Annotated in this window: 25 protein-coding genes; 13 read left to right on the forward strand and 12 right to left on the reverse strand. The window is 53.5% G+C overall.

Going from position 1 to position 25,260, the window contains the following annotated elements:
- Positions 1-512: 512 nt before the first annotated feature.
- From VE954_RS12825 to VE954_RS12850, 6 genes are all read right to left on the reverse strand, one after another.
- Positions 513-839, reverse strand: a complete 327-nt coding sequence (locus VE954_RS12825) for a hypothetical protein (protein WP_324953302.1) — start codon at positions 837-839, stop codon at positions 513-515.
- Positions 823-1,638 (reverse strand): transposase zinc-binding domain-containing protein, encoded by an 816-nt coding sequence (locus VE954_RS12830; protein ID WP_324953372.1) that lies wholly within the window; start codon positions 1,636-1,638, stop codon positions 823-825. Before VE954_RS12830 ends, VE954_RS12825 begins: the two co-directional genes overlap by 17 nt.
- A 225-nt stretch (positions 1,639-1,863) precedes the next feature.
- A complete protein-coding gene (rpsD, locus tag VE954_RS12835; protein WP_324953304.1) occupies positions 1,864-2,475 on the reverse strand; it encodes a 30S ribosomal protein S4 in 612 nt (203 codons plus the stop codon).
- 154 nt (positions 2,476-2,629) lie between these two features.
- Positions 2,630-3,775 (reverse strand): ROK family transcriptional regulator, encoded by a 1,146-nt coding sequence (locus tag VE954_RS12840; protein ID WP_324953306.1) that lies wholly within the window; start codon positions 3,773-3,775, stop codon positions 2,630-2,632.
- 329 nt (positions 3,776-4,104) lie between these two features.
- Complete coding sequence (locus tag VE954_RS12845; RefSeq protein ID WP_324953308.1) at positions 4,105-4,368, reverse strand: hypothetical protein; 264 nt, start codon at positions 4,366-4,368, stop codon at positions 4,105-4,107.
- Between the two features lie 259 nt (positions 4,369-4,627).
- Entirely contained in the window at positions 4,628-4,885 is a 258-nt protein-coding gene (locus tag VE954_RS12850) for a hypothetical protein (RefSeq protein ID WP_324953310.1), read from the reverse strand.
- 295 nt (positions 4,886-5,180) lie between these two features.
- Between VE954_RS12850 and VE954_RS12855 the strand changes: the two genes are divergently transcribed.
- The 8 genes from VE954_RS12855 to hisIE are packed head-to-tail and all read left to right on the forward strand — an operon-like array spanning position 5,181 to position 11,455.
- Positions 5,181-5,519 (forward strand): YerC/YecD family TrpR-related protein, encoded by a 339-nt coding sequence (locus VE954_RS12855; protein WP_324953312.1) that lies wholly within the window; start codon positions 5,181-5,183, stop codon positions 5,517-5,519.
- Positions 5,461-6,402, forward strand: a complete 942-nt coding sequence (gene hisG / locus VE954_RS12860; protein ID WP_349263817.1) for an ATP phosphoribosyltransferase — start codon at positions 5,461-5,463, stop codon at positions 6,400-6,402. Before VE954_RS12855 ends, hisG begins: the two co-directional genes overlap by 59 nt.
- Before the next feature lie 8 nt (positions 6,403-6,410).
- The gene (hisD, locus tag VE954_RS12865; RefSeq protein ID WP_324953316.1) at positions 6,411-7,712 is read left to right on the forward strand and encodes a histidinol dehydrogenase; all 1,302 of its coding nucleotides are present in this window, start codon (positions 6,411-6,413) and stop codon (positions 7,710-7,712) included.
- On the forward strand, positions 7,713-8,783 hold the full coding sequence (hisB, locus tag VE954_RS12870) for a bifunctional histidinol-phosphatase/imidazoleglycerol-phosphate dehydratase HisB (protein WP_324953318.1): 1,071 nt from the start codon (positions 7,713-7,715) through the stop codon (positions 8,781-8,783).
- A complete protein-coding gene (gene hisH / locus VE954_RS12875) occupies positions 8,780-9,364 on the forward strand; it encodes an imidazole glycerol phosphate synthase subunit HisH (protein ID WP_324953320.1) in 585 nt (194 codons plus the stop codon). Before hisB ends, hisH begins: the two co-directional genes overlap by 4 nt.
- On the forward strand, positions 9,361-10,089 hold the full coding sequence (hisA, locus tag VE954_RS12880) for a 1-(5-phosphoribosyl)-5-[(5-phosphoribosylamino)methylideneamino]imidazole-4-carboxamide isomerase (RefSeq protein ID WP_324953322.1): 729 nt from the start codon (positions 9,361-9,363) through the stop codon (positions 10,087-10,089). Before hisH ends, hisA begins: the two co-directional genes overlap by 4 nt.
- Positions 10,083-10,850, forward strand: coding sequence for an imidazole glycerol phosphate synthase subunit HisF (gene hisF / locus VE954_RS12885; RefSeq protein WP_324953325.1), 768 nt, complete (start codon positions 10,083-10,085; stop codon positions 10,848-10,850). Before hisA ends, hisF begins: the two co-directional genes overlap by 7 nt.
- Positions 10,847-11,455: a bifunctional phosphoribosyl-AMP cyclohydrolase/phosphoribosyl-ATP diphosphatase HisIE gene (hisIE, locus tag VE954_RS12890; RefSeq protein WP_324953327.1), complete on the forward strand. Its 609-nt coding sequence runs from the start codon at positions 10,847-10,849 to the stop codon at positions 11,453-11,455. Before hisF ends, hisIE begins: the two co-directional genes overlap by 4 nt.
- Here hisIE and VE954_RS12895 read toward each other — a convergent pair.
- From VE954_RS12895 to VE954_RS12920, 6 genes are all read right to left on the reverse strand, one after another.
- The gene (locus VE954_RS12895) at positions 11,444-12,757 is read right to left on the reverse strand and encodes an aminopeptidase P N-terminal domain-containing protein (RefSeq protein ID WP_324953329.1); all 1,314 of its coding nucleotides are present in this window, start codon (positions 12,755-12,757) and stop codon (positions 11,444-11,446) included. The two genes, hisIE and VE954_RS12895, sit on opposite strands and share 12 nt — an antisense overlap.
- Before the next feature lie 15 nt (positions 12,758-12,772).
- A complete protein-coding gene (locus VE954_RS12900) occupies positions 12,773-13,537 on the reverse strand; it encodes an amino acid ABC transporter ATP-binding protein (protein WP_324953331.1) in 765 nt (254 codons plus the stop codon).
- Positions 13,534-14,313 carry an amino acid ABC transporter permease gene (locus tag VE954_RS12905; RefSeq protein WP_324953333.1) on the reverse strand — a complete coding sequence of 260 codons (780 nt, stop codon included), beginning with the start codon at positions 14,311-14,313 and terminating at the stop codon, positions 13,534-13,536. The genes VE954_RS12900 and VE954_RS12905 overlap by 4 nt, the downstream gene beginning before the upstream one ends.
- Positions 14,314-14,319: 6 nt before the next feature.
- Positions 14,320-15,129: a transporter substrate-binding domain-containing protein gene (locus VE954_RS12910; RefSeq protein ID WP_324953335.1), complete on the reverse strand. Its 810-nt coding sequence runs from the start codon at positions 15,127-15,129 to the stop codon at positions 14,320-14,322.
- Positions 15,130-15,547: 418 nt separating this feature from the next.
- Positions 15,548-16,021 carry a hypothetical protein gene (locus VE954_RS12915; RefSeq protein ID WP_324953337.1) on the reverse strand — a complete coding sequence of 158 codons (474 nt, stop codon included), beginning with the start codon at positions 16,019-16,021 and terminating at the stop codon, positions 15,548-15,550.
- Between the two features lie 125 nt (positions 16,022-16,146).
- Complete coding sequence (locus VE954_RS12920; protein WP_324953339.1) at positions 16,147-16,368, reverse strand: hypothetical protein; 222 nt, start codon at positions 16,366-16,368, stop codon at positions 16,147-16,149.
- A 66-nt stretch (positions 16,369-16,434) separates the two neighbouring features.
- Here VE954_RS12920 and VE954_RS12925 point away from each other — a divergent pair, with 66 nt between their 5' ends.
- The 5 genes from VE954_RS12925 to VE954_RS12945 all read left to right on the forward strand — a co-directional run bounded on the left by VE954_RS12925 (position 16,435) and on the right by VE954_RS12945 (position 25,215).
- Entirely contained in the window at positions 16,435-18,216 is a 1,782-nt protein-coding gene (locus VE954_RS12925; protein ID WP_324953341.1) for a 7TM diverse intracellular signaling domain-containing protein, read from the forward strand.
- A gap of 12 nt (positions 18,217-18,228) precedes the next feature.
- Positions 18,229-19,116: an ATP-binding protein gene (locus tag VE954_RS12930; protein ID WP_324953343.1), complete on the forward strand. Its 888-nt coding sequence runs from the start codon at positions 18,229-18,231 to the stop codon at positions 19,114-19,116.
- Positions 19,113-21,764 carry a 7TM diverse intracellular signaling domain-containing protein gene (locus VE954_RS12935; protein WP_324953345.1) on the forward strand — a complete coding sequence of 884 codons (2,652 nt, stop codon included), beginning with the start codon at positions 19,113-19,115 and terminating at the stop codon, positions 21,762-21,764. The genes VE954_RS12930 and VE954_RS12935 overlap by 4 nt, the downstream gene beginning before the upstream one ends.
- 252 nt (positions 21,765-22,016) lie before the next feature.
- On the forward strand, positions 22,017-23,768 hold the full coding sequence (locus VE954_RS12940; protein WP_324953347.1) for a DUF1588 domain-containing protein: 1,752 nt from the start codon (positions 22,017-22,019) through the stop codon (positions 23,766-23,768).
- Between the two features lie 13 nt (positions 23,769-23,781).
- Positions 23,782-25,215 carry a DUF1552 domain-containing protein gene (locus VE954_RS12945; protein ID WP_324953349.1) on the forward strand — a complete coding sequence of 478 codons (1,434 nt, stop codon included), beginning with the start codon at positions 23,782-23,784 and terminating at the stop codon, positions 25,213-25,215.
- The last annotated feature ends 45 nt before the right edge of the window (positions 25,216-25,260 follow it).

Below are 25,260 nucleotides of genomic sequence, written 5' to 3' on the forward strand. Positions count from 1 at the left end.
GGCGGGTGTTGCAGATCCTTTTTCCTTCAATCCACATATTGCGTCAAGCCGGACATGCTCATTCAAAAATATTGAATGCGGGACTATCAGATTTGGGACCATGCGGGATCTGTCAAGTCAGGCAGGTTCTCGACGGCCCACATTGAGCGTATTGAATAGCACCATGGATATCGTATAGCTGTAGCCGAGTTTCTTTAGTATGACGAGCGCTTCCTGGCTCAGTTCGATCGATAGCTCGTAGTGTTTCGCGACGGAATGGATTCCGGCTATCGTGAGGAGGCTGTAGGCGTGGATTTGATAAGGCGTATCCTCGATAAATTCATCTGAATGCAGCAGATCAAGAATTTGAGCCTTCTCTGACTAACTCAGAGCATTCGATGGCTTCCGGGATAGCTTTTGTTTTGGCGCATTTCCTTTGTGCCACCGATTTACGCTCGACCGCGACACACCATATATACCCGCAAGCCAGCTCTGGCTAACCCGCTGCTGGATCAGTTCCAGAATGCCTTGTTTCACGACTTCTCGCTTTTCCAGTCGGCTTCCGGGGGCTGCTTGATACCCAAGATCTCGGATATTTTTTTTTGAACTTCGATCACAACTTCTTCCTGGCGAATCCGTTCATTCGCTATAGCCAGCTCTCTTTCCAGTTGCGCGATTCGCCTTTCTGCTTTAGCCTCCAGGTTCAGCTTCGGCCCACGCTTTTTGCTCAGTGAGCCGGCAAGAGCTTCTTCAGCCTCTTCCTTCCACTTGGCGACTTGCGCTGCATAGAGTCCTTCCTTGCGAAGGAGTTCACCTACAGTTCCGCGTTTGCCCCGACACTCTTCAAGCCGCTGGACCAAGCGCTATGCGACTCGAGATAGAAGCTCTCTTCAGATGGGATAATGTCAATTCTTCAACACTCGTTTGATCGCCAATATAGACCTCTTCGCCTTCGAGCGAAAGCTTTTCTGACTTTCGCAAGCACTTTATAACGCGGCGCGACACTCCGTCCACCACGCGCGCTATCTCTTGCTCATGAATTCCTGGAATTCGGTGAAAAATAGGATCCCCTCCGTCATCCACCGTATAGATGCCATCAAGGACCAAAAGATGAAAATGAAGATTGAGATTGAGTGCGGACCCGGCGCGTTGCAGGTAGGAAACGATGCCCGTTTCACCGCCTTCAATGCCAAGCTTTCTGGCTTTTTTTCGAAGGTAGTTATTGACCTCATCGCAAAGGATTTTGTTCACTCGTTTTAAGAGCTTGTCATCAGAAGCCATCCAATAGCGAAGTTCAAAGGGAACTGATAAAACCCAGTGCCTCGTTGGAACAAACGGGATGACATTATCCGCGAGATGAATAGAGCGCTCTGACATTCTTCGAGCTGCACAGGATGGACAAAAGCCACGGCCCTTGCAACTGAATGCAACAATAATGGAATGGGCGCAGTCGTCACATTTCAGCCTGACAAATCCCGCTAATAAAATACCGCAGTTCAAAAATTTATCAGACTCGCGCTTTGTAAATTCCGGCAACTGGTTTCGATCGGGATCTCGATCAATTAAATCGAAAAAGTGCTGGGCGTGCTCGTCTACGACTCGATAGAGAATGGTTTGTTCAGGCTCATGTCTTATGTATTCGGAATAGCACTTTACCATAACCACGGAAGATATATCCGCTCGGCTATGATCTCGGCACAGACGTCTTCAGACTTTCAAAGACGTCTCCAGGCATTCACGCGCCAATAAATTTCCGTCATCATCATCAAAACCCAAAACACAAAAGAACCCCAAACAGCTTTCGCCATTCGGGGTCTTTTTATAAGCTTTGCTATCAGGCTTATCGGACATCTTTTCCCAGATAAACCCAACAATATCAATAACTTATTTCGAGTAAAATTCGATAATCTGACCAATCTCAATAGGGAAAGGCACAGAATCACGAGTCGGCATGCTCACGACAGTCGCGTCTTTCGCGCCTTCGTCGAAGCCGATCCACTCAGGACGAACCAGAGACAATTGCTCCAGCGAAGCCTGAACGTGGGTGAACTTGGTGGCTTTATCAGCCAGACTCACCTTGTGGCCTTTTTTCATAAGGAAAGAAGGCTTGTTCACGCGCTTGCCATCAACTTTGATGTGGCCGTGAACGATCAGCTGACGAGCAGCTGGGATGGTCGCAGCGAAACCAGCACGGAATACGAAATTGTCCAGGCGACGCTCAAGGAACTGAAGAAGGTTCTCACCTGGGTCACCGCGCATCGAGAAACTCATATCTACGAAGCGGCGGAGTTGTTTTTCGCCAAGACCGTAGTTGAAGCGCAGTTTTTGCTTTTCACGCAACTGGGTCCCGTACACGCTCACTTTTTTACGGTGGCGGCCCTGGTGCATTCCAGGTGGATAAGCTTTACGCTCGTCCCACTTCTTACGGGACAGACCGGGCAATTGGACGCCCAGTGAGCGCATGATCTTTAAACGGGGGCCTTTAAATCGAGCCATTCTAACCTCAAAGATAGCATCGGTTTCTCGTCAACGGTGGCGAGGATTACACGATTTCTCGACCGGGATCAATGAAAATATAGGCTTGGCAGGCATTTGCGGGCAGGAAAGGACGGTGTTTACGCCGCCCTGGCATGACTAAACGCGGATCCTATCATTCCATAGAAGGAAATGGACTGTCGATCGGCTTTTCCTGCAATGGTGACATACTTAGTCTGGCCGGGAAGAGGCTCAGGTCTTCGAGCACCCTCTCCAGGACGCAGGTGCCGCCGCCCAAGGCCACCTGCTGGTCACCCCGGAAACTGGGCACCAGCCACTCGTGAACCGGTACCGCACTGGCCCGACCGTATTTTTCCTCAAGCCCCTCGACCAGGATTTTGAGCCTCTGGGTTTGGGGGCGCCAAAGTCCGCCGATGACCATGCGATCCAGTTGCAAAAGTGCTTGAGCATTGTAGAGCGTCAAAGCCAACGGAGTCGCGGCTGCGTTGATCCAGGCTTCGGCTGCGCTGTCGCCAGACCCGGCCGCTTCAAAGATTTCGGAAAGCTTGCGGGGCAAAGCAGCCCGCTCACCGATCAATTGATAGAGGCTTTGAATTTTTGTTTCTGTTTCCAAAAGGAGCTTACCCAGATTGCCACTGACGCCATAACTCTTCTGTTCATCGCGGATCAAAAGACCGAAACCCAGCGTTTCACTCAGCTGAAAATATCCGAGCTGTCGAGGCTGAACGGTCTGATTCCACCAAAGCTCGGCCATGGCTCCAAAATGCGCGTCATAACCCAGATGCACAGGAATCGTCAAACGCTCGCGCAGGGTCTCTTCCCAGCCTTTGAAATCGACGGCGCCACCGGTTGGATAAGCGAGGGCCATGCCGATCAATGGCATGTCTTCGCTAAAGGTTAACGCGGCTGTTTCATCGATGATCTTCAGCACCAGGGCCAGCGCATCCTCAGGATTTTGAAAAACATCACAAGGCTGAGTGACCCAACGTCGCACGATACCATTCAGATTCAAAGTCGCAGCCGAGATGGAATGCGCACTGATCTGTAAACCCAGAATGGAATAGGCGTCTTCCTGAAAGGCCAACATCATGGGTCGACGGCCGCCGTTGGATGGCCCAATACCCAGCTCAGAGACCAACCCTCGGTCCAGCAGTTCAGTGACGATAGCGGAAACAGTGGAACGGCTCATGCTGGTGATGCGTGAGATATCCGCTCGCGAAATGCGGTGATGCTTCCAGATGAGCTTAAGCAGAATGCTGCAGTTCATGGCCCTCATGTGGGCGGCATCGACTGTTTCCATACCATCTCCTTTGGATCGAAGTAGTCCATCAAACCCTTGTGGCGAAAGGATTTGAGAGCGAGTTATAAGGGCCTTACCCCGGAAAGACTACACCTTGTAAACCATGTCAGTTGGCATTTACAACACAATAATGTCATAGTCTGAACGCACTGGAATCGTGGAGGAATCTGGACGAAAAAAATCCTTACCGCGGGTAAAATTTTCAACTTCGGATGTGCAAATGGTCGATTCACGGGTGAGCATTTGTTCGCGAGGAAGCGAAAGGAGGGCAAGCCCCAGCCCTGGATCAAGGCCAGGCGCTAGAGCTACGAACATGGCGGAAGAGAATCTTAATCCGCGTTGCGGAGTTCATTGGTGATCTGGTCGATATCATCCTTCAAATCAGGACGTGACCGCAGCAGTCGTTCAGCGAAGGGATCGAGCATCCCATCCACCCAGGCCAGCTCGAGCAGCTCAGGAAGATCGATCCGACGAACTTTAGCCACGGTCTTTTGCATACGACCGATCAGTTTGCGGAAATGCTGCTCACTGAATGAATCGGGCGATTCCACACTCTGATTTTCAGTCTCTGCATTTACTACTTGTGTTGTCATAGTTCCCCACTCCAGTCAGCCAACAGGCGGCCAGGGGCCTTACCTTATTCAAAAACCTCAGCTTTTCCAGCTGGCATCTATATTCAGAAGACTCAACGATGACAAGCGAAAAATTAGGCTGCGCACATTGTGGTCAAGCATTTTTTTTGATGGGAATTGAAGGAAGGCGAGCATGAGGCAAGCGGATGGAAAACTGAGGACGCGCTTTCACTGAACTCCAGTTGTGCTGAAGTTGAGGCAAGAGCGCGCCCTAAGTACATTAAGGAGTGGTTTTGCCAGCTTCGGGAGCAGGAATGGCTTCAGCGGGAGCAGGAATCGCGTCTGCAGGTGCTGGAGTAGCCTCTTCCTGTTGTTCGTAAGAAGGAACTTCCTCAGCTGGAACTGGGCTCTCTTCTTTCACTGGGAACTCTTCTTGAGTCTTAGCAGCGTCCTGAGATTTCTCTTCAGAGTTCGACGAACCACATTTGCCGGCCATTGCGATCGCAGACAGGCCAAGAACAACGAGAAGCTTTTTCATACTTCAAACTACCTCTTTCAAAGTGATCAGCGAGTTTAACCTCGCTATGGGTAACGAAACAACTTTGCACTGCGCAAACTGAATCAAACTTGGGATTCAGTCCGCCTCTTGGACACCGCCATGAATACTGGCGTATCCCGCTCAGCGCAGTAACATAACCAAGCTTCCTGGTGATAGCAAGGTGAAAAAGCACGCATTTTTGGCCAAATAAAAGACCTTGAACCCGCTTTATTATTATGTTATCACATTAGCGTTTTAGCAGGCTAAAACACTTTTCACGCCAGGAGAGCCGAACATGTCTGAACGCGAAGCTGCCCGCATGCCGAGTGGTAAAGGCAATGATCATTGGGACGAGAGCTATTTAACTGAACTTTTCGAGGCCTTACGGTCGATCCGGGATCAGGGGGAGTTCAGCCGTTTCTTTGATGATCTGTGCACCCCGGCAGAATTACGTTCCATGGCCGACCGCTGGAGGGTGGCCAAGCTCCTGGACCAGGGCCTGTCATACCGCGTCATCAACGAAAAGACCGGAGTGAGCACCGCGACCATTACTCGGGTGGCCCGCTCCTTGACTTATGGCACAGGCGGTTATCGCATGGTGCTTCAGCGCCAACAGGGAGAACAAGGTGAGTAATAAACAGCTGCGCATAGCCATTCAGAAATCAGGTCGCCTGAGCGACAAATGTCGCGACCTTTTGGCCCAGGCAGGCATTACCTTTGAAGCCCGTACCGATCGTCTGATCGTCCGCGCCAAGGAACAGCCGATCGACCTGATGCTGGTCCGTGACGATGATATTCCTGGTTTCGTGAATAACCAGGTTTCCCAGCTCGGCATCTGCGGTCTGAACGTCCTGGAAGAAAAGCTGGGCCGCGTCAGCAAAGGGGAAACAGCGGTCGAAATCATTCGCTCCCTTGGATTCGGGTACTGCCGCCTCTCATTGGCCTTGCCTAAAACCACGCCCTATGAAGGGCTCGCCAGTTTCAGCGGCAAGCGCATTGCCACCTCCTATCCCAATATCCTTCAGCGTTTCCTCGACGATAATGGCATTAAAGCCAGCATCGTTCAGATCAGCGGTTCGGTGGAAGTCGCTCCTTCCATAGGTGTCGCGGATGCCATCTGCGACCTTGTGTCCACTGGCGCCACACTGGAGTCCAATGGTCTGCGTGAGACCACCATTCTGTTGGAAAGCGAGGCCGTCCTGGTGCGACCGCGGACGCAGTTGAGTCAGGATCAGGAGCAGCTGATCACCCGACTCATGGCGCGCTTTGATGGTCTGGGCAAAGCGAAGAATGCCAAGTACATCATGATGAATGCTCCCAAAGATGCCATCTACCGTATTTCCCAGCTCATCCCTGGAATGGAAAAACCTACTGTCATGCCTCTGATGTATGACGAGACCAAGGTGGCCATCCACGCCGTGGCCAAGGAATTCGTCTTCTGGGAAACCATTGAAAAGCTAAAAGAAGCTGGCGCCAGTTCCATCCTGGTACTGCCCATTGAAAAAATTATCGAGTGAGAGCGGCCATGCGCATATATAACTGGAATCAACTGTCGCGGGATGAACAAAGAATCCTTTTGAAAAGGCCGGCTTCATCGTCTTCGGCTGAACTGCAATCAGGCACGCGCGAGATTCTCGCCGATGTGCACGAACGGGGTGATCAAGCCCTTATCGAGATGACCGCGCGCTTTGATAAGGTCGAGCTGCAAAGCCTGCGCGTGCCTCCGCCGAAAATCCAAGCGGCCCTGGAGAATCTGGAGCCAATAACGCGAGAGGCCTTGGAAATGGCTCGCGATAATATCGAGCGTTTTCACCGTCAGCAGTTGCCGCGCCGCATTGAAATTCCAACCCTGTCGGGCATCCGCTGTTTCCGTGAAGCACGTCCTATCGAACGCGTGGGATTCTATATCCCCGGTGGGACGGCTCCCCTGCCCTCCACTGTGCTCATGCTGGGTGTCCCGTCGCATATTGCGGAAAATCCCTTGCGCATTCTCTGTTCACCGCCACAGGCCGATGGCGAAATCAATAAGATTGTCCTGGCCACCGCCGCTCTTTGCGGCATTGATCAGGTCTATCGCGTGGGCGGCGCTCAGGCGATCGCTGCCATGGCTTTCGGCACGGACAGCATTCCCAAGGTTGATAAGATTTTTGGCCCTGGCAACGCCTGGGTTACAGAAGCGAAACAGCAGGTGGCTTCACATCCGGAAGGCGCAGCCATCGATATGCCCGCAGGACCTTCCGAAGTTTTGGTCATCGCTGATGACGAAGCCAATCCTATCTTTGTTGCTGCCGATCTTCTCTCACAGGCCGAACACGGTCCGGATTCGCAAGTGATTTTGATCACGACCAGCGAAGGCTTGGCCAAACAATGTCTCGGCGCTTTGGATCGCCTGCTCCAAAAACTCCCGAGACGGGAGATCGCGGCCCAGGCCCTGATGAATAGTCGCTGCTTTGTCGTGCCGGATATCCAGACGGCTGTCGAGATCTCCGATACCTATGCCCCCGAGCATTTGATTCTGCAAATCTACGAGCCTGAAGTTTGGGCCCGTCGTCTTAAAAACGCGGGATCCGTGTTCCTGGGTGCCTATTCTCCAGAATCAGCCGGAGATTACGCCACCGGAACCAACCACGTGCTGCCAACCTATGGTCACGCCCGGGCCTGGAGTGGACTGTCACTGGAATCCTTCCTGAAGCACATCACGTTCCAGCATCTCTCTCGCGAAGGCCTGGCAGCGATCGGTCCTGCCGTCGAGCAGCTGGCGCGTTTGGAAGGCTTGGAAGCCCACCGTTTGGCTGTCAGTGTTCGCCTGCGCCCCGAGGAGCAATGAATGCAAAAGATTCTTTTCATCGATCGGGACGGCACGATCAACCTGGAGCCGCAGGACTACCAGGTGGATCGACTGGACAAAATACGTTTCGTACCAGGGGTAATTCCGGCTTTGTTGCGATTCAAAGAGGCCGGTTATGCGCTGGTGATGATAACCAATCAGGATGGATTGGGAACGGACTCGTTTCCTCAGGCCGACTTTGAGATTTGTCAGAATTTCATCGTCGACCTCTTGCAGAGTCAGGGCATCACCTTTGAAGCGATCCTCATCTGCCCACATTTTCGTGAGGCGGGCTGTGCGTGCCGTAAGCCGGGCGTGGGTATGGTCCTGCCGTGGCTCCAGCGCACCGATTGGAATCGTCCGGCATCGGCTGTCATCGGTGACCGCGATACGGATATGGAATTGGCTGCGAACATGGGAATTCGTGGCATGCGTATCGCCTCTCCCTTTGGCGAAGGCTTAAGCTGGGCACAGATAGCCGATGAACTCCTGCTGGCCGATCGCAAGGCCGAGGTTCGACGCGAAACCAAGGAAACGCAGATCCGCGTGGCTGTGAATCTGGATCAGTCGCAGCCGGTGAGCATGAAAACGGGCGTAGGATTCTTTGATCATATGCTCGATCAGATTGCTCGTCACGCCGGCATCAGTGTCCAGATCGAATGCCAGGGTGATCTCGTAATCGATGATCACCATAGTATCGAAGATGTGGGCCTGGCATTAGGGCAGGCTCTGAAGCAGGCCTTGGGCGATAAACGTGGGATTCAGCGTTACGGATTCGCACTGCCCATGGACGAGGCGGATGCCCAGGTTCTGCTCGATCTTGGCGGTCGGCCTTACAGTATCTTTGAAGCGGATTTTCAAAGGGAAAAAATTGGCGAGCTCAGCACCGAGATGATTCCGCACTTTTTCCGCTCCCTGGCGGAAACATTGGGCGCGAATCTGCATATTCGGGCACGAGGTCAGAACGATCATCACATTGCCGAAGGTATCTTCAAGGCTTTTGCCCGCAGCCTGCGCGAGGCCGTGAAAAAGTCGGGTACCGATCTGCCAACGACCAAGGGTCTTTTATGATTGCCATCATTAATACCGGAGTGGCCAATCTTCGTTCCGTGGCGAACGCCGTCGAACGATTGGATCGTCCTTATGAACTGACAACAGATGCCGCTGTGATTCAGGCGGCCAATCACGTGATCCTGCCTGGGGTCGGTCATGCCCAGGCCTCCATGAAAAGTCTGCAAAACATGCAGTTGATCCCTGTGATCAAGCAACTGAAGCAGCCCGTGCTGGGCATCTGTCTCGGCATGCAGATTCTTTACGAGTACACCGAAGAGGGCGATATTCCCTGTCTGGGCATACTGCCTGGTCGTGTGTCCCGGATTCGCGATTACGGCTTGAGCCTGCCCCATATGGGTTGGAATAGCCTGGACTGGGAACAACCTTTCCCGCTGCTCGAAGGTCTGGAACCTGGGTGTCGGGTGTACTTTGTCCATTCCTTTAGGGCCCCGGTGAATGCCACGACACGGGCCAGCGTGCACTATGGAGAAATAGTTCCCGCTCTGGTTTCGCAGGATAATTTTTTCGGAACTCAATTTCACCCGGAACGCTCCGGTGATACGGGCTCCCTGATATTAAGGAACTTTTTAAATCTATGAAGATCTATCCCGCAATCGATCTGATGGATGGTCAGGTGGTGCGCCTGGCTCAAGGGCGTTTTGAAGATCGCACGACCTATGCAAAGTCGCCTTTTGAAGCGGCGGAAGGTTTCATGCGCGAGGGCGCCTCCTACCTGCATGTGGTGGATCTGGACGGCGCTCGCGAGGGTCGACCGATTCAAGTCGATCTCTTACGTTCCCTGGCCACGCAAGTGTCCCTAAAACTGCAGGTAGGCGGTGGCGTGCGGACCATCGAACACGTTCAGGCTTTGCTGCAGGCTGGAGTGGAACGTGTGGTCCTCGGCAGCCTGGCGATCCAGGATCCGGGCCTGACCAAAAGAATTTTTGAAACGTTTGGTGGGGACCATATCACACTTGGACTCGATGTGATGTTGGATGACGCCGGTGAACCACGGGTGGCCACTCATGGGTGGCAGCAGTTGTCACCGGTTTCCGCGCACGAAGTTTTGGATACCTATCTAGGCATGGGCTTAAATCAGGTACTTTGCACGGATATTAAACGTGATGGCATGATGAGTGGACCCAACTTTGCGCTTTATAAAACCTTGCAACGCCAATATCCGCAGCTCTGCATTCTCGCGTCGGGTGGCATGCATAGGGTTGCTGATATTCAGCAGCTCAAGGCCGACGGCGTGGGCGGAGCCATTATTGGCAAGGCCCTTTACGAAGGCACGATTTCGCTGCAGGAGGCTCTTCAATGCTAGCACGCAGAATTATTCCGTGTCTGGACGTCCGTGATGGCAAAGTTGTCAAGGGCGTGAAGTTCAAAGATCACGTGGTTCTGGGCGATATTCTGGACCTGGCACGACGTTATCGTGATGCCGGAGCCGATGAGCTGGTATTTTACGATATTACAGCCAGTGCGGAAAGCCGGACTGTGTCCACGCAGTGGATTGAAGATACCGCACGCGTGATTGATATTCCCTTCTGCGTGGCCGGCGGTATTCGCTCGGTAGACGATGCCAGACGCATTTTGCATTCGGGAGCCGACAAGGTTTCCATCAATTCGCCTGCCATTGAAAATCCAGGACTGATCAATGCCCTGGCCGATGAATTCGGCAGTCAGTGTGTGGTCATCGGCATCGACTCCATCGAGCAGGATGGAGATTACATGATTTGGAAATATACGGGCAGCGAAAAAACGGCCCAGAATGCCGGTAAAAAAACTCTGGATTGGATCCGTGAAGTTCAGGATCGCGGTGCCGGTGAAATCGTTCTCAACTGCATGGCCGCCGATGGCACGCGAGCTGGGTATGACATTCGTCAGTTGCAAGCAGCTCGCGAGCTTTGCCGGGTTCCGCTCGTGGCGTCCGGTGGGGCCGGCAAACCCGAGGATTTTCTGGAAGTCTTTACCAAAGCCCGAGTGGATGCGGCACTGGCAGCTGGAATTTTTCACCGGGGCGAGGTTTTGATTCCGGATCTCAAAGCTTATCTGAGAAAAGCAGGCCAGGAGGTTCGTTTATGATCGACATTACAACCATCGATTGGGAAAAGTGCGACGGACTCATTCCGGCCATCATTCAGGACAAGGGCGACAGCACTGTCCTGATGCTGGGTTATATGTCGCCGGACGCTCTGACCACGACGATCGAAACCGGGCTTGTGACCTTTTACAGCCGGACGCAGCAGAAGCTCTGGACCAAAGGCGAAACGTCAGGTCATTTCTTGCGACTCAAAGATTTGGCCCTGGACTGCGATCAGGATACGCTCCTGATCAAGGTTGATCCGATTGGCCCCACCTGTCACACCGGTTGCGCCACGTGCTTTGGTCCGAAACCTGAATCGGTGAATTTTTTGAACACACTCCAGGGTGTGATCGATCAGCGCTACGAGGAGCGCCCGGTGGGATCCTACACCACCCGGCTCTTTGAAGACGGCATGCAGCGGATGGCCCAGAAAGTAGGTGAAGAAGGCGTTGAGGTCGCGCTTGCGGCCATGGCGCCGCATGATAACGCTTTGCTCGGTGAAGCCGCGGACCTTCTCTTTCATCTCACCGTCTTGCTTAAAGGCCGCGGCCTGCAGCTGGCGGATGCTGTGAAGGTCCTGGAAAAAAGACATTCAGGCTCGTAAAGCTTCCAGATCCGCGACTTCCTTGGGGCAGTCCGTCAGGTTTCGATTTCCTTGGGCTGTCACAAGAATATCATCTTCAATACGAATCCCAATGCCATGCCATCGGCTATCGGTATACGGGGCCCCAGGTTGAATATAAATTCCTGGTTCCACTGTAATCACCATGCCGGCTTCCAAAGGACGCCGCTGTCCATCCACCACATAACGGCCTGCGTCATGCACATTCAGGCCCAGATAGTGGGATACGCCGTGCGGATACCAAGCTTTATACATATCGCCCTGACGAGCTTCGTCGTAACTGAGTTTAACGACGCCCAACTCAATGAGCCCTTCCGTCAATAAACGAATCGTGGCTTCCTGCAGATCAGGAATACGGGCCCCTGGCTTGACCATATTGATGATGGTCTTCTGCGTTTTGAGGACGAGCTCATAAATCAGCCGCTGATCTTCCGTAAACCGCCCTTCGACCGGCCACGTCCGGGTAATGTCCGAGGCATAGCCTTCGTAAGCGCAGCCAGCATCGATCAAGACCAGATCGCCGGATTCCAACGGGCAGCTATTCACATTGTAATGCAAACAGCAATTGTTGCTGCCACTCGCCACGATACTATGATAAGCGGTAAACGGTGAGCCCCCGGTTTTCATTTCCAGTTCAAGCAGAGCCTGCAGCTCCAGCTCGGACATACCCACATGAGCATCCTGCATGCAGCGTTGATGCGCAGCTGCTGAAATGCGATTGGCTGTCTGCATCAGATCGATTTCAAACTCATCCTTGATCAGGCGGAAGTCGCCTAAAAAATGCCAGAAATCGCGCACTTCGAGGCCGTCGAAGGCAATGCGTTGACGGAACACGATATCATTCAGAATCCGTTCAACACCCTGATGATGCTGGCGATCGGTATAAAGAACAGTGGCCTTCTGCATCAGCTCGGGCAGAACGCGCGGTAGATCGCTCATGTTAAAGACCTGATCAAATCCGAGCTGTGCCGCTCCATCGAGGCCGATCATGGGGCCGTTCCAGATTTCTGTGGCGGCATCACGATTTTCAACAAAAAGGATGGACTGTGGTTTGTCACCCGACACCAGCAGCACCACGCCTTGATCTTCGGTATAAAGACCGCTCAGATAATAAAAGTTCGGGTCCTGACGGTAGCGGAAATAAGAGGAGTCGTATTTATGAAACGCCGGTCGCGATGCAGCGAGGAGCAAACCTCCATTCAAGGCCTGAATAATCCGCTGCCGCCGAGCAGCCAGCGCCTCAACCTTTTTCGGTGAAAACTGAACACGGGCACCGCTTTTCATATGACACTCCTGAACTTAAACCCGGATCACCTGCAAAAACTGCTGCAGGCGAGGATTCTGGGGATTTTCAAAAAACGCTTCGGGAGCCGCACGCTCCACGATCTGGCCCTGGTCCAAGAACAGACACTGGGTGGCCACGCGACGGGCAAAGGCCATCTCATGCGTAACGATCAGCATGGTCATCCCCTGCTGGGCCAGCTCCTGGAGGATGTCCGTGACCTCATGCACCAACTCGGGATCCAAGGCTGAGGTCGGTTCATCACAGAGCAAAACTCGTGGGTCAATGGCTAAAGCGCGAGCAATACTCACGCGCTGCTGCTGCCCACCGGACAGTTGCGACGGATATTTGCGCATATGATCGACGAGACCCACACGCGTCAGCAGCTCGACCGCTTTGGCTTCGGCTTCCGCACGACTGACCTTTTTCACCAGGCGGGGCCCAAGGGCCACATTATCCAGAATACTCAAATGCGGAAAGAGTTCAAACCTTTGAAACACCATGGCCGTGTGCTGACGGATGCGATGCACCGGCAGCTTGCTCGTCTCGTAATCCAGGCCACAGACTTCAACGTGCCCCCTCTCAATCGTTTCCAGTGCGTTGATGACCCGCAGGCACGTGGACTTGCCGCTTCCCGAAGGCCCGATCAAACACAGACGGTCGCCAGGGAAAACGTCCAGATCCAGCTGCCGCAAAACATGGTGAGTTCCGTGAGCGCCTGCAAAGGATTTGGAGACACCACGCATTCGAATCAGAGCATCCATGGAGGAGGGTCCTTTCATCGCGAGCCCACCCGCAGACGTTTTTCCAGATAGCGTCCGTAACTGCTCAGGCTGTAGTTCAGAACACAGTAAATGACCGCGACCAAAAACCAAGTTTCAAAGCTGCGGAAGCTTACCGACACCACATTCATGGCTGATTTCGTGAGGTCATTGACGGACACAACCGAGACGAGTGAACTGTCTTTCACCAGACTGACGAACTGTCCGACGAGAGGCGGCAGCATCCGTCGCAGGATCTGGGGAGCCATGATGGACGAGGCAATCTGCCAACGATTGAGCCCCATGGCCTTGGCGGCATCGAGCTGGCCCCTTTCAAATTCCACGACGTTGGCGCGAAAGATATCCGCGACGTAAGCCGAACAGAATAAACTCAGGGTCGAAATCCCGGCCACTTCCGGGCTTAAATTGAAGGCTGTACCCACAATAAAATACATCACGTAAAGCTGCACGAGGACCGGGGTATTGCGAAAGATATCCACGAAAAGGGTCGCAGCGTTGCGAGCCACGGGCTCGGGACCGATCATGAGAAGTCCGACGGCAAGGCCGAGCGCCGTCCCAAAGATAATCGATAGCACACTGATATAAAACGTTCCCCAAAGACCCTGCAGAATAAGGCCCGGACGATTGGTCTCGGGTTCCCAGATGTAATCGGTCAGGAAGCGAAAATCCCAGTCGTATTCGAGATTGAAGAAACTGTAGACGAGCATGCCGCCCAGCAGTACGAGAAGTACGATGCTGAGCAGGGTAAAAAGCCAGGATAATGAGCGTGGATGCATGAGAACTCAGAATTGATTGGGGAACTGTTTTTTCCAAGTGAGATCCTGGAACATCGCCTTGAACGCTGCATCGTAACCACCACTGGCTTTCCAGCCATCGAGGAAGGTGTTGAAGGCGTCAATCAAATCCTGATCGCTTTTACGGGCCGCCAAACCAAAGCTTTCACTCGACAGGAGATCGGGCAGGAGTATGACTTTGCCCTTCTGTCCACTCTCATAGATTTCCATAAAGGGTTTGTCGTAGATGAAGGCATCCCCACGTCCCAGGACCACAGACTGCGCTGCATCAGCCTCGCTATCCATCCGGCGAATTTTGGCTTTCTTGAGATTTTTGGTGGCGAAAATATCACCCGTCGTGCCGAGCTTGGTCAGCACCGTATACTTCTCGTTATCAAGATCCGCCAGATTCTTGATCTGACCTTCGAATTTTTTACCGATCAGGATTTTCAGGCCAGCATCGTAGTACGGCTTGCTGAAGAGCACCATGCGCGCACGTTCGGGGGTAATCGTCATCCCGGAGGCGATCAGATCATATTTGCCCGCCATCAGTCCGGGAATAATGCCATCCCATTTGGTACTGATAAATTTGGGTTGAATGCCCAATGTTTTGGCAAAGGCCTGGACCATTTCCACATCAAAGCCCACCCACTCATCCTTGGGCGTCCGCATTTCAAACGGCAGAAAGCCTGGCTCCACCCCAATCTGCAGGGTTCCACGTTTCTTGATTTTATCGACGGCCGGTCCGGCCTGCAAAGACCAGGGCGTTACCAGCGAGACAGCAAGACACATCAAAGCTTTCAGTAGATAGCGGCGCATCAATCCCTCTCCATGTGGACCTTAAACAAGCTCCGAACTTAGCGGACACGTGTTTGAAAGAAAAGGATTTTTCACCCCAAAAAAGTAATTCCCCGGAGGCGTTGCTCCGAGGAATCATGAAAGGGCACACACGAACGATAGGAGGTCGAACATCGTCAGCTCTGCAAAAGGCGTTAGACACCTCGAAAGACATCCAACTGCAGGGCTTGATCACTCCTCCTATATTGCAGATCTCGTACCAGTGATTTCCACTGTCAACTGACTGCAATTCTTAGAACTAATAATCGTGTCAGTGTTAAGACTCGTGTCACGGTTGCGTTTGTGACAGTCACTTTCTGCTTAGTCCGTCGTTTTCGCTTGGATTTTACCTATAACTCTGTTTGGGCATGCGTCAAAAACCGGATTGATGCCGCGAAATCTATAAGTGTTTGATATTTTTTACAATATCAGCGGGACTCAAACAGCCACGGTCAGTTGGTTGGCATCGACGGGCGCAGGACATCAATAGCATTAGCGCCTTACCTGTCTGAGTCAGGATCGCTCCAGCCGTGTTCGCCTGAGTAAAATCAGCCTGCGGCAGGTTGGAATTTGCGAAGTCGCTGCGTGCGATGCTGCCCGAATGAAGCCTGACAGCCAACGGAGTTCCGTCCAGGCGCCGGTGCTGCTTCTGTCTTTGCAGGTTCATTGTGTTTTTGGATAGCATGAGCAAACGAAGATAACCGGGCAAACTTTCACCGGCTTCTGTGGGGCGGTCGCGCCTGGCATTTGTTCCTGGGGTTTCGCTGACGGCCTGGCTAATATCATCCGTACCGCACATCAACAGTGCTTTATTGCAGGCGTTCAGAATAAGACGGGATCCAGCGATAAGCCAGACTTGGAGTGCCTGCCGCATGATCTGCCCCTAGCGCGTGTCCAGGATCGTCGCGGGATCCGGGTCGTGGTTCTTCTATGGAGCGTTTCGGCAATTCTTGGCAAAATCTAAAGAAAAGGGCGCAAGCGGTGGTTATCGTCAGGCAATCACTTGGAATATATCACGCGTTCGTCCATCGCCCGCGAGCAAACAGCAGGACTCGTATTCCCCTGCGGACCATAACCCTGAATAGATGGACCAGGCTCAGCCTTTGGTTGCAGGGCTATTCCATAGCGGTCATAGGCTCCGGTGAGCATTTGCTCTTCGCTCACCTGCGTGGTGACATCGAGGCCCGATCGGACGGCTGATCCCAATTTTACCCACGGCAAGGACTGCCCATCAACGTTTCCTGCAAGATGCCGTAACCAGATCTGAAGTCATCTCGAGGAAAGCCCATGAAGTATGCCTTGCTGATTCTGCTCGGGTTGCTGCAGACTCAGCTTTTCGCCAACCCAGAGATTACCGTAGACATTACGGATGAGAGCGGATTTACCGCTATGCATCCGTATGCGCGGGTCATCAAGGATGATAGCAGCCGCATCATGATCGACGAACTTATCGAAGGACGCCACGACAACCGATGGCAGCCACTTGATGAATCGGCGAGTTTCGGCTTTTACGAGGGAACGGTTTGGGTCCGCTTCACGGTTCATAACCCGTCTCCGCTGCCATTGAAATCCTTTCTCCAGATTGGCTGCGCGATCCTCTCGGACATCACGCTCTATGAAGTGGCCGATCACAGGGTCCTTCGCGAGAAGGTCGGCGGGCTCAAATATCCGGGCCGACCGAACTATGATGTGAATAACCGCATTCCGACCTACGTGCTGGCGCTCGACCCTGGACAAACCAAGACCATTTATCTGCGAGCCGCCAGCAGCTACCCTTTTGAGCTGCCGACACATATTATGGACCGTGCGACTTTTGCAAAACGCGCCTCCGGTGATCGCCTGGCTTTCGGTCTCTTCATGGGTGTTGTTCTGGTGATGGCCCTTTATAATCTTGTGATCTTCGGTGTCCTCAACGATCGTGTTTATCTCTATTACAGCCTTACGATCCTCTGCACGCATTTCGGTGCGATCATGGGATCCTTCGGGATTCTTCATGCGTATATGGCCAGCCTGGTTCCCCACTATTCCAATGAACTCATCGTCATCGCGGAGGGGGCGAGCTGCTTCTTTGGAGTGTACTTCTTTCTCGCCTTTCTCAGGGCAGAGAATGAAATGCCAAGGATGTATCGAATGTTTCGCATCTGGGCCGCAGCGTCTTTCATCGCTATGGTCCTGCCCTTTTTCTACTTCAACCTTTATGTCACGATGTTCGCCAATTTCGTGGTTCAATCGATTCTCGCCGCCATCTTCGTCGTTTCTTTTTGGATGTCGTATAAGGGCCATCAGCGCTCATTTCGCTTCTTCTTCGCCTGGTCGTTCTTCCTCATCTCCGCTTCGGTCTATATGCTTAAAACCCAGGGTTTCATCCCGACCAATTTCTGGACATCCTATTCTCCCATCTTCGGCGGCGTCCTGGAGGTCGTACTGCTGTCGCTGGCTCTGGTGGATCGATTGAATGAAAGCCGCCGTGAAAAAACCAGGGTTCAGGAGACGCTCATCTCGACCCAGAAAGCCATCAGCAAGGAACTCGAACAGAAGGTGGCGGAAAAGTCGTATCAGCTGCAGGAGAATATCGATAGTATCCAGCAGATTTTGGACCATGTGCCGGTCGGCATCCTTTCAGTCCTGCCGGGTCTGAAGACAGACGAACGCTGCTCAACATATGCGCGCGATTTCTTTGGCATTGAACGTGGACAGACGCTGGACATTGAGTTGGACTTCGCGGCCCGGCTGACGCTCAGTCCCGACCGACGCGCACGCATGCTGGAAGCCATCCGAGCCTCGCTTGGCGAGAGTATTTTCACATTCGAAATAAATCTCGGACAGCTCCCGCATGAGGTTTGCTATCATTCACCGCATGGCCGGACACATGAGATCGAACTGAACTGGACGGCCATCCTAGGCAGCGACGATCAGGTCGCCAGGATCATGCTCACGATCGTCGACAATACCGAACTCGCCCAGGCCCAGAAGAATGCAGAACAGGAAAGCCTGAGCCGGAATACTCTCGGCGAAATGATGCTGCAAAAATCGCAAAGGATTCACACATTCCTGGCCTCATGCGGCTAGCTGAAAGAAGGCATGCCTTTTGAGACTTCTGCTCCCCTCGCGATCGATGTCTATCAAAAGACCTTCCGACGCCTGCACACAGCTAAAGGATCGGCCCGAAGTCTCGGCTTTGAGGAACTCGCCCAGAGCATCCATGAACTCGAGTCCGCTCTGCTGCTGCTGAAGGAGCCGAAGGATTTCACACCCGACGCAGCCTTGGCCTTTTCTCAGAGTTGGGAAGACACCCGCTCGGTCTTTGGCGTCTATCTTCGGAACTACCAGATGCTATGTGGTTATGCGGCTGAGGGGACGCAACAGGTAGGTACCCCGGCGGCGCCAACGAAGTTCAACTTTCAGACCTTTTGCCTGGACCTGATCCCGATGATCGCACGAACGGCTCTCGATCTCAAAAAGCCCCTGCCGCATCTTAGGCTCCTTTGTCATACGTTGTGGCTGCCGGGACGCTGGCGTCAGGCCATGCTGGATGCGTTTCAACATCTTTTGACGAATGCGATCGACCACGGACTCGAAAATGAGGACGAAATGCGGCAAAGCGGAATGCGGGAACAAGGTCGCATCAGTCTTGTGAACGAAAGCACGGAGGGGCGCCTTCGCATCGTCCTGCGGGACAATGGCAAGGGCATCGATATCAGCCAGCTCAGAGCCAGGGTCAATGATACGGTGACACCTGATGACGAGCTGGTCCGTAACCTTATCTTTGCCAATGGCTTTTCAACCAGGGCTAGCGCATCGCAATTTTCAGGTCGAGGCGTGGGTTTGGATGCGGTCAGGGAAGGACTCGCGGAACAGGGGATCGCCATCAGCATCAACCTTCTGCCCCATGAACGCTACAGCAGCCGCAAGGCCATCGTCTTTGTCATGGAGACCGCCGAACCTCAGCTAGGGGGCTTTGCCGCATGAATCCTCTCGTAAGCCTTTCACGCGGCCTCTTATGGATTCTCCTTCTCTGGAGCCTTGGCGCACGTGCTGACGAGGTCGTCGTCAACGAAGACATGAACACCCTGAAGCTCTGGAAGCATGCCGACTATACCCGGGATGACTCGGGGCACCTCAAGATCAACGATTGGATGCAGGGACAAAATCTACCGGAGATGAAGCCTATCACCGAGCATCCGGTGGTGGGATTTTACAAGGGCGCAATCTGGGCCCGCTTTACGCTGACCAACACATCCGCCGGAATCTTTCGTGGTCTGATCCAGCTCGGCTGCGGAATTCTATCCGAGGTCGACCTCTATGAGATCGATCAGGGTCGGGTCGTCACGCACCGGCAAGGCGGTCTCACCAGACCGGGAAAACCCAATTATGACATTCACAGTCGATTGCCGACCTTTATCGTCGAGCTGAATCCGGGAACGAGCCGCACCTATTATCTCCGCATGGCCAGTCGCTATGCCTATGAAGCTTCCGTGAACCTCTATGGACAGGAGGCCTTCTTCGAGAGTGAGGACCACTCCGAAACGCTCTTTGCGATCTATATGGGCGTGATCCTGGTGATGATTGTCTATAACCTATTCATTGCTTTCAGTCTGAAGGAATGGCCTTACCTTTACTACTGCCTGTCGATTTTTTTCACTCACCTCTGCGCCTTGGGCGGTTCGTTCGGCCTTATCCATCAGTACGTAGCACACTATGTCCCATGGTGGTCCGAGGCTATGCTGGGAGCGGCCCAGGGGCTGGCTATCTTTTTTTCTTTCACCTTCTTTCAGGAATTCGTCCATGCGCCACGCCTGATTCCGCGCGGCAGCCGATTCCTCAGGGCGATCGGATTCATCTGCTTGGCCCTGGCCGTGGCTTCTCTTGTCGCCTTTCACTATGTGATCTCGATAGCAGTGACGCTCTTCATCCAGCTGGGTCAACCGGTCCTGATCACGTTTGCGGTTTACCTCATGGTGAAAGGTAATAAGGAGGCACGCAATTACGTGTTGGCCTCGACCTTCTTTCTCACCACCGCCTTCGTTTATGTTCTGGCGCTTCAGGGCTTCCTGCCGGTCAACGGCTTCACCCTTTACAGTTCGCTCGTCGGTGGTGGCCTCGAGGTCGTGCTCCTGTCGTTCGCCTTGAGCGGCCGGATTCAGTCGATGCAGAAGGATCGCTACCTGATGCAAAAAAAGCTGCTCGAGGTCCAGAAGGATATCAACAAGCAGCTCGAGCGCGAAGTGGCTGAAAAAACCGTCGACCTTCGCCAAGCCAACCTCGAATTGCAGGAGATTCTGGATAACGTCCCCGTCGGCATCATGGCCGTCGACACGGCCAGCGTGATTCAAAGGCTAACGTCATCCCATATCGCCCACTTCTACCCACCAGAACAGTATCGGGGTAAACGGTTCATGGTGTTGATCGAAGAACATGCCCAGCTCAATCATGATCTGAGGGATCGTCTGCAGGTCGGGCTGGAAGCTGCTCTCGGGACAGAACTTATGAACTTCGAAGCCAACAGCCATGTCTTTCCTAAGGAAGTCGTATGGCGGGACGCGAGCGGGACCGAGCTTCATGTGCAGATGCTTTGGAAAGCCGTACCGGATGCTTCGGGTTCCGTGCAGAAGATCATGATTTCCCTGATCGATGTTTCCGAGTTGCGAGAGCTTCAAACCAAAGCCGAACGCTACAAAAAGAATCGGAGTGCCTTCGATGAAATCATCCGGGTCCCGGGAAGCCGCATGGGCCAGGTCATGGTCCTTTGCCAGGAATTCCAGTCGGTGCTCACCCGCGTCGGGCCGCTTTCCGCGGATGCGAAAAAAGGCCTCCTTCGGCGTGCCCATACATTGAAAGGCAATGCCCGCGTCATGGGACTGGACCAGCTTGCCCTGGCGATTCACGATTTTGAAACGGCACTCGTGCGGGCTGAGGGTCCCGTTAAACCGGGCGCCAATGCCCTCGATATGGTCTTCGCTGTCTATCAGAGCCATTGGCAGCTTTTGAAGGATTATGCGCATTCGACAGAGCAGCATAACGCTGGCCTGGCGGGTGACCTTCCTCTGGCCGCTCTGCTTGCGCCGATGATCGAGTTAATCGAGCGAACCGCAACCGCACTGAAAAAGCCGTATCCCTTGATCGAGGTCTCCTGCTGCGAGCTTCCGATTCGCAAAGAATGGCACGGCCCACTGCTGGATTCGCTGACCCATCTGCTCACCAATGCGATTGATCATGGCCTTGAAGACCGCGATGAGCGTCGAGCCAGCGGCAAGGCGGAGTTGGGATGCATCACGCTTCATCTTGAACCGAGCGCCCGCGGCATGAAGCTGGTGGTCTCTGACGTCGGACGCGGCATTGATCTGGAGAAATTCCGCCGACTCGCCAAAGCGCCTGACACCGATGATCTTTCATTGGTGAAAGCTTTGCTGTTCAAAGATGGCTTTTCAACCAGGGAAACCGTCAGTCAACACTCGGGACGAGGCGTGGGGCTGGCGGCTGTACGGGACAGCCTCGAAAGTTCCGGGCTTACCGTCGATATCATGCTGGCGCCCGCCGACGGCACGGCCCGCGAAAGGCAAGCCCTGGCGTTTGTCATCGGGTTTCCTGATGACGCCGCAACACCAACTGCGGCCTGACCGGGCGTTTAGCATAAGCCTCTAAAAATCAAGGACATGACGACCCAGGGCTGGGTGCCGCAGCTTGAAGCAAGAATCCATGGGCATAATATTGCATAAAACCCTTTGGGGTGGCGCTTTCCACCCCTAAGCTTGAGCCAAAACACAGGGAAATTTAGAAATTCCTGCCGAAGTTTTGGTCAGCCCTGTTGGCGATTTTTTCCTGCTGTTGCTGCGCTGATGCTATCCAGCTGAATGGAACGGGAGCCGCCCATGAACCTGATTCGAGTCATCCTTGTTTTCTCTGTTTTTGCGACCGGCTGCATACGCCCGTCATCGGAAAACAAAAGAACCCCAAGTCAAACAGAACAGACCTGCGCCCCTGCTTTGCAGAGCTATACGCAACTGATCGAACCCATCGTTGAAAAACGTTGTATTAAATGTCACGTGCTCGGCGGCAGTGGCGCTCTGCTGGCAGCTTTTCAAGCCGGTGACGCGGCCTGGAACATGGCTGTTTTCAGCCGGCTCAAGGGCGGCAATGCCGAAGCCGTCTTCAAGAAGGCCAGCAATCAGGAAAGTCATGCGGGCGGGAAACAACTCGAAGATAGTGACCTCGACAAGATAAAAACTTTTTTCACAGCCGTCTCACAGTGCGCAGCGCCTTTGCCTGGAGGCCCGCAAGCTGCACTCTGCAATGGCAAACCCCTGCCCCGCCGGGTCAATCTCCTCTCCCGTTTGGAACTTAAAAATACGGTTCGCGAGATCGCCGGCATTGAAGTCGATGTGAATATTCCGGCGGCCAGTGCCGTGGAAGACGGGAACAAAAATCCGCGCCTTGCCTTCAGCAATGATCAAAAGTCGCGAACGATCGATCCCAACCTGGCTTTCAATCTCAAACAGACTGCTGCCACGATTGCCAAGGATTTTACCCCGGCGAAACGGGAAGCTTTAGGGTGCAGCGCAGAACCTTTGACCGACAGTTGTCTGCAAACCTTAGGGGCCCGTGTCTACCGTCGTCCCTTGGTCGCCGAGGAACTGACTGACCTCAAAACCCTCGGCACCTTTGCCAATGTCGTCACCTACCTCTTTCAGTCCCCGGATTTTCTGTACCGAACAGAAATGGGCAGCGAAACATCAGGTGAGACGATGACGTCCTATGAAATTGCATCGGCACTCTCCTATCTTCTCACGGCTTTGCCGCCCGACACCGCCCTTATGGAAGCAGCCTCACGCGGGGCTTTGCATGAACTTGCCGCTCGCCGCACCCAGGCCGAACGCCTATTGGCCGGCGCCACGACGGCGAATGAAGCCTTGCAGAAATTTTTTGTCGAGTGGCTGGAAATCGGACGCAGTGAAACGGCCGATAAGGTCGGCACCTATGATGGTAAAGCCGTGTTTGCCGAGACCCAGGCCTTTATCAAAAAAGTTTTGAGTGAAGACGGCAGTCTTGAAACCCTCTTGACTCGGGAAGAGGGCGGGCGCCTCGGCATTTTACAGCAAAAAGCCTTCCTGGCCTCGCACTCCAACAACAACAGTACGGCCCCTGTGAAAGTCGGCAAGACTGTGGCGCGTAATATGCTGTGTCTGGCACTCCCCCCACCGCCAGCCAACGTCAACAATGAGCTGAAAGATACCCCTGACCTCAAGACCACCAGGGCGAAGCTCGCCATGCATACGGCGAATGCCACCTGCGCGTCGTGCCATGCGCGCATCGATCCCTTCGGATTCGCCTTTGAAAATTTCGACCAGCTCGGCATGAGCCGCATGGTGGACAATGGTGAACCGGTCAACACCCGGGTGGAGATTGCGCTGGGACTTTCGATCGATAAAGCCTATGAAAGTTCCGACGATCTGATTCGCAGCATGAGCCAGAGCCAGGAACTGACAGCCTGCTTTGACAGCTTTTTCCAGCAGTATGCTTACGGCACGCTGAGCTGCGAAGCACAAACTTTGAATCCGAATACCAGCATACGCGAATATATTTTGAATTTGATCAGTTCCGATCGCTTTATTACGCGTATCTAAGGAAGGGCCCATCATGATGCAGAGAACACGTCGCGCTATTCTGAAAGATCTCGGTATTGTGGCCAGCACACCGCTCCTTGGAACGTTCGGTCTCAGTCTTTTCGCTGGAGAAGAAGCCTGGGCGCAGTCGATCGGCGGCAAACCTTTGAAGTTTTTATCCATCTCCTTCCCGCACGGCGCCGTCAACGGTGATTGGGAACCGAAGCGCTTGCCCGACGGTAGCCTCAGTCTTTTGGAATCCAAAATCCTGGCCCCGTTGGAGCCGTTCAAAAACCGGCTGGCTATTTTTTCGGGACTCGGCCATGAAACTCTGAAACCCCCAGGGAGCCTCAGCCCAACCAGTACTCATGCTGGACTGGCCGCGTCTTTTACAGGTCTGGCCACCGGTGATTCCAAGGGCTCTTCGGCTTCGATTGATTTCGCAATGTCCCAGATGCTCTTCAAATCGGATAAGGTTCTGCGAGTTGGGTGCTTTCTATCGTACAATGCGGCCCAGGGCCTGGATGATGTGCCGAGTGAAATCTGTTATTCAGGGGCGGGCGATAGCAATCGACTGAGCGTCATAGCCCATCCCCAAAAATCCTTTGATAGGGCCTTCGCGGCTTTTACCTCGAGCGCACCCACGCCCGAGGAAACCGCCAAAAAGCAGGCCGACGAAAATATGAATAACCTTCTGCGCAAACAGCTCGCACGTTTGGAAAAACGTCTGAAGGGTGACGAACTGAATGTCCTCCTGAAGCATCGGGAAACGATCGAAGGCCTCGGCAAGGGCGTGAATGCCTTCACCTGTGCGGCGAAGCCCGTGATCACAACCTCGGGCTTCACGGCGGCCGATGCTTCCATGGCAGCTGTCACGCAAAGACAGGCCGATGTGGTCGCGGCCGCACTCGCTTGCGGTACGGTATCCCTGGCCAGCATCGAAATCATGTCCCGTTCTCACGGCAGCTACAATATGAATACAGTGATCACCAGTGACCCTCTCTCGCAAATCAAGGATCTTTCTCCCCTGCTGAATTCCACTAATTTTCATAATGATGTTGCTCATAAACTCAGCACGGATGGCAACTTTAATACCGAGGAACAGAAAGCATTCAATCAGTCCCAACGCTGGTACATGGAGCAGGTCGCCTATATTTTAGCCCAGCTTGATAAGCGCGGCGTGCTCGACAGCACGCTGGTGATGATCGGCACGGAAATGGGTCATCCTCAGCATTTAGGTGACGCGGCTCCCTTTTTATTGGCGGGCGGTGGCTTCAAAATGGGCCGTTGGTTTGAGCACAAGGCTGAGAAAGTTCAGACGTATCAGCATCGCTGCACGCCCCATAATCACCTGCTTGTGAATGTGGCGCAAAGATTTGGACTGAATGTGAACACCTTTGGCGACACACGTTTCCAGGGTGGCCTTCCAGCTGATACACGTGGCCAGATGCTGGAGCCTGTTCTTTAAGCTGAGAAAATGTAAACTTTGTTAACCTCCATTACTATGCTAGCT

It is taken from the genome of Oligoflexus sp., from assembly GCF_035638955.1.
Taxonomy (GTDB): domain Bacteria; phylum Bdellovibrionota_B; class Oligoflexia; order Oligoflexales; family Oligoflexaceae; genus Oligoflexus.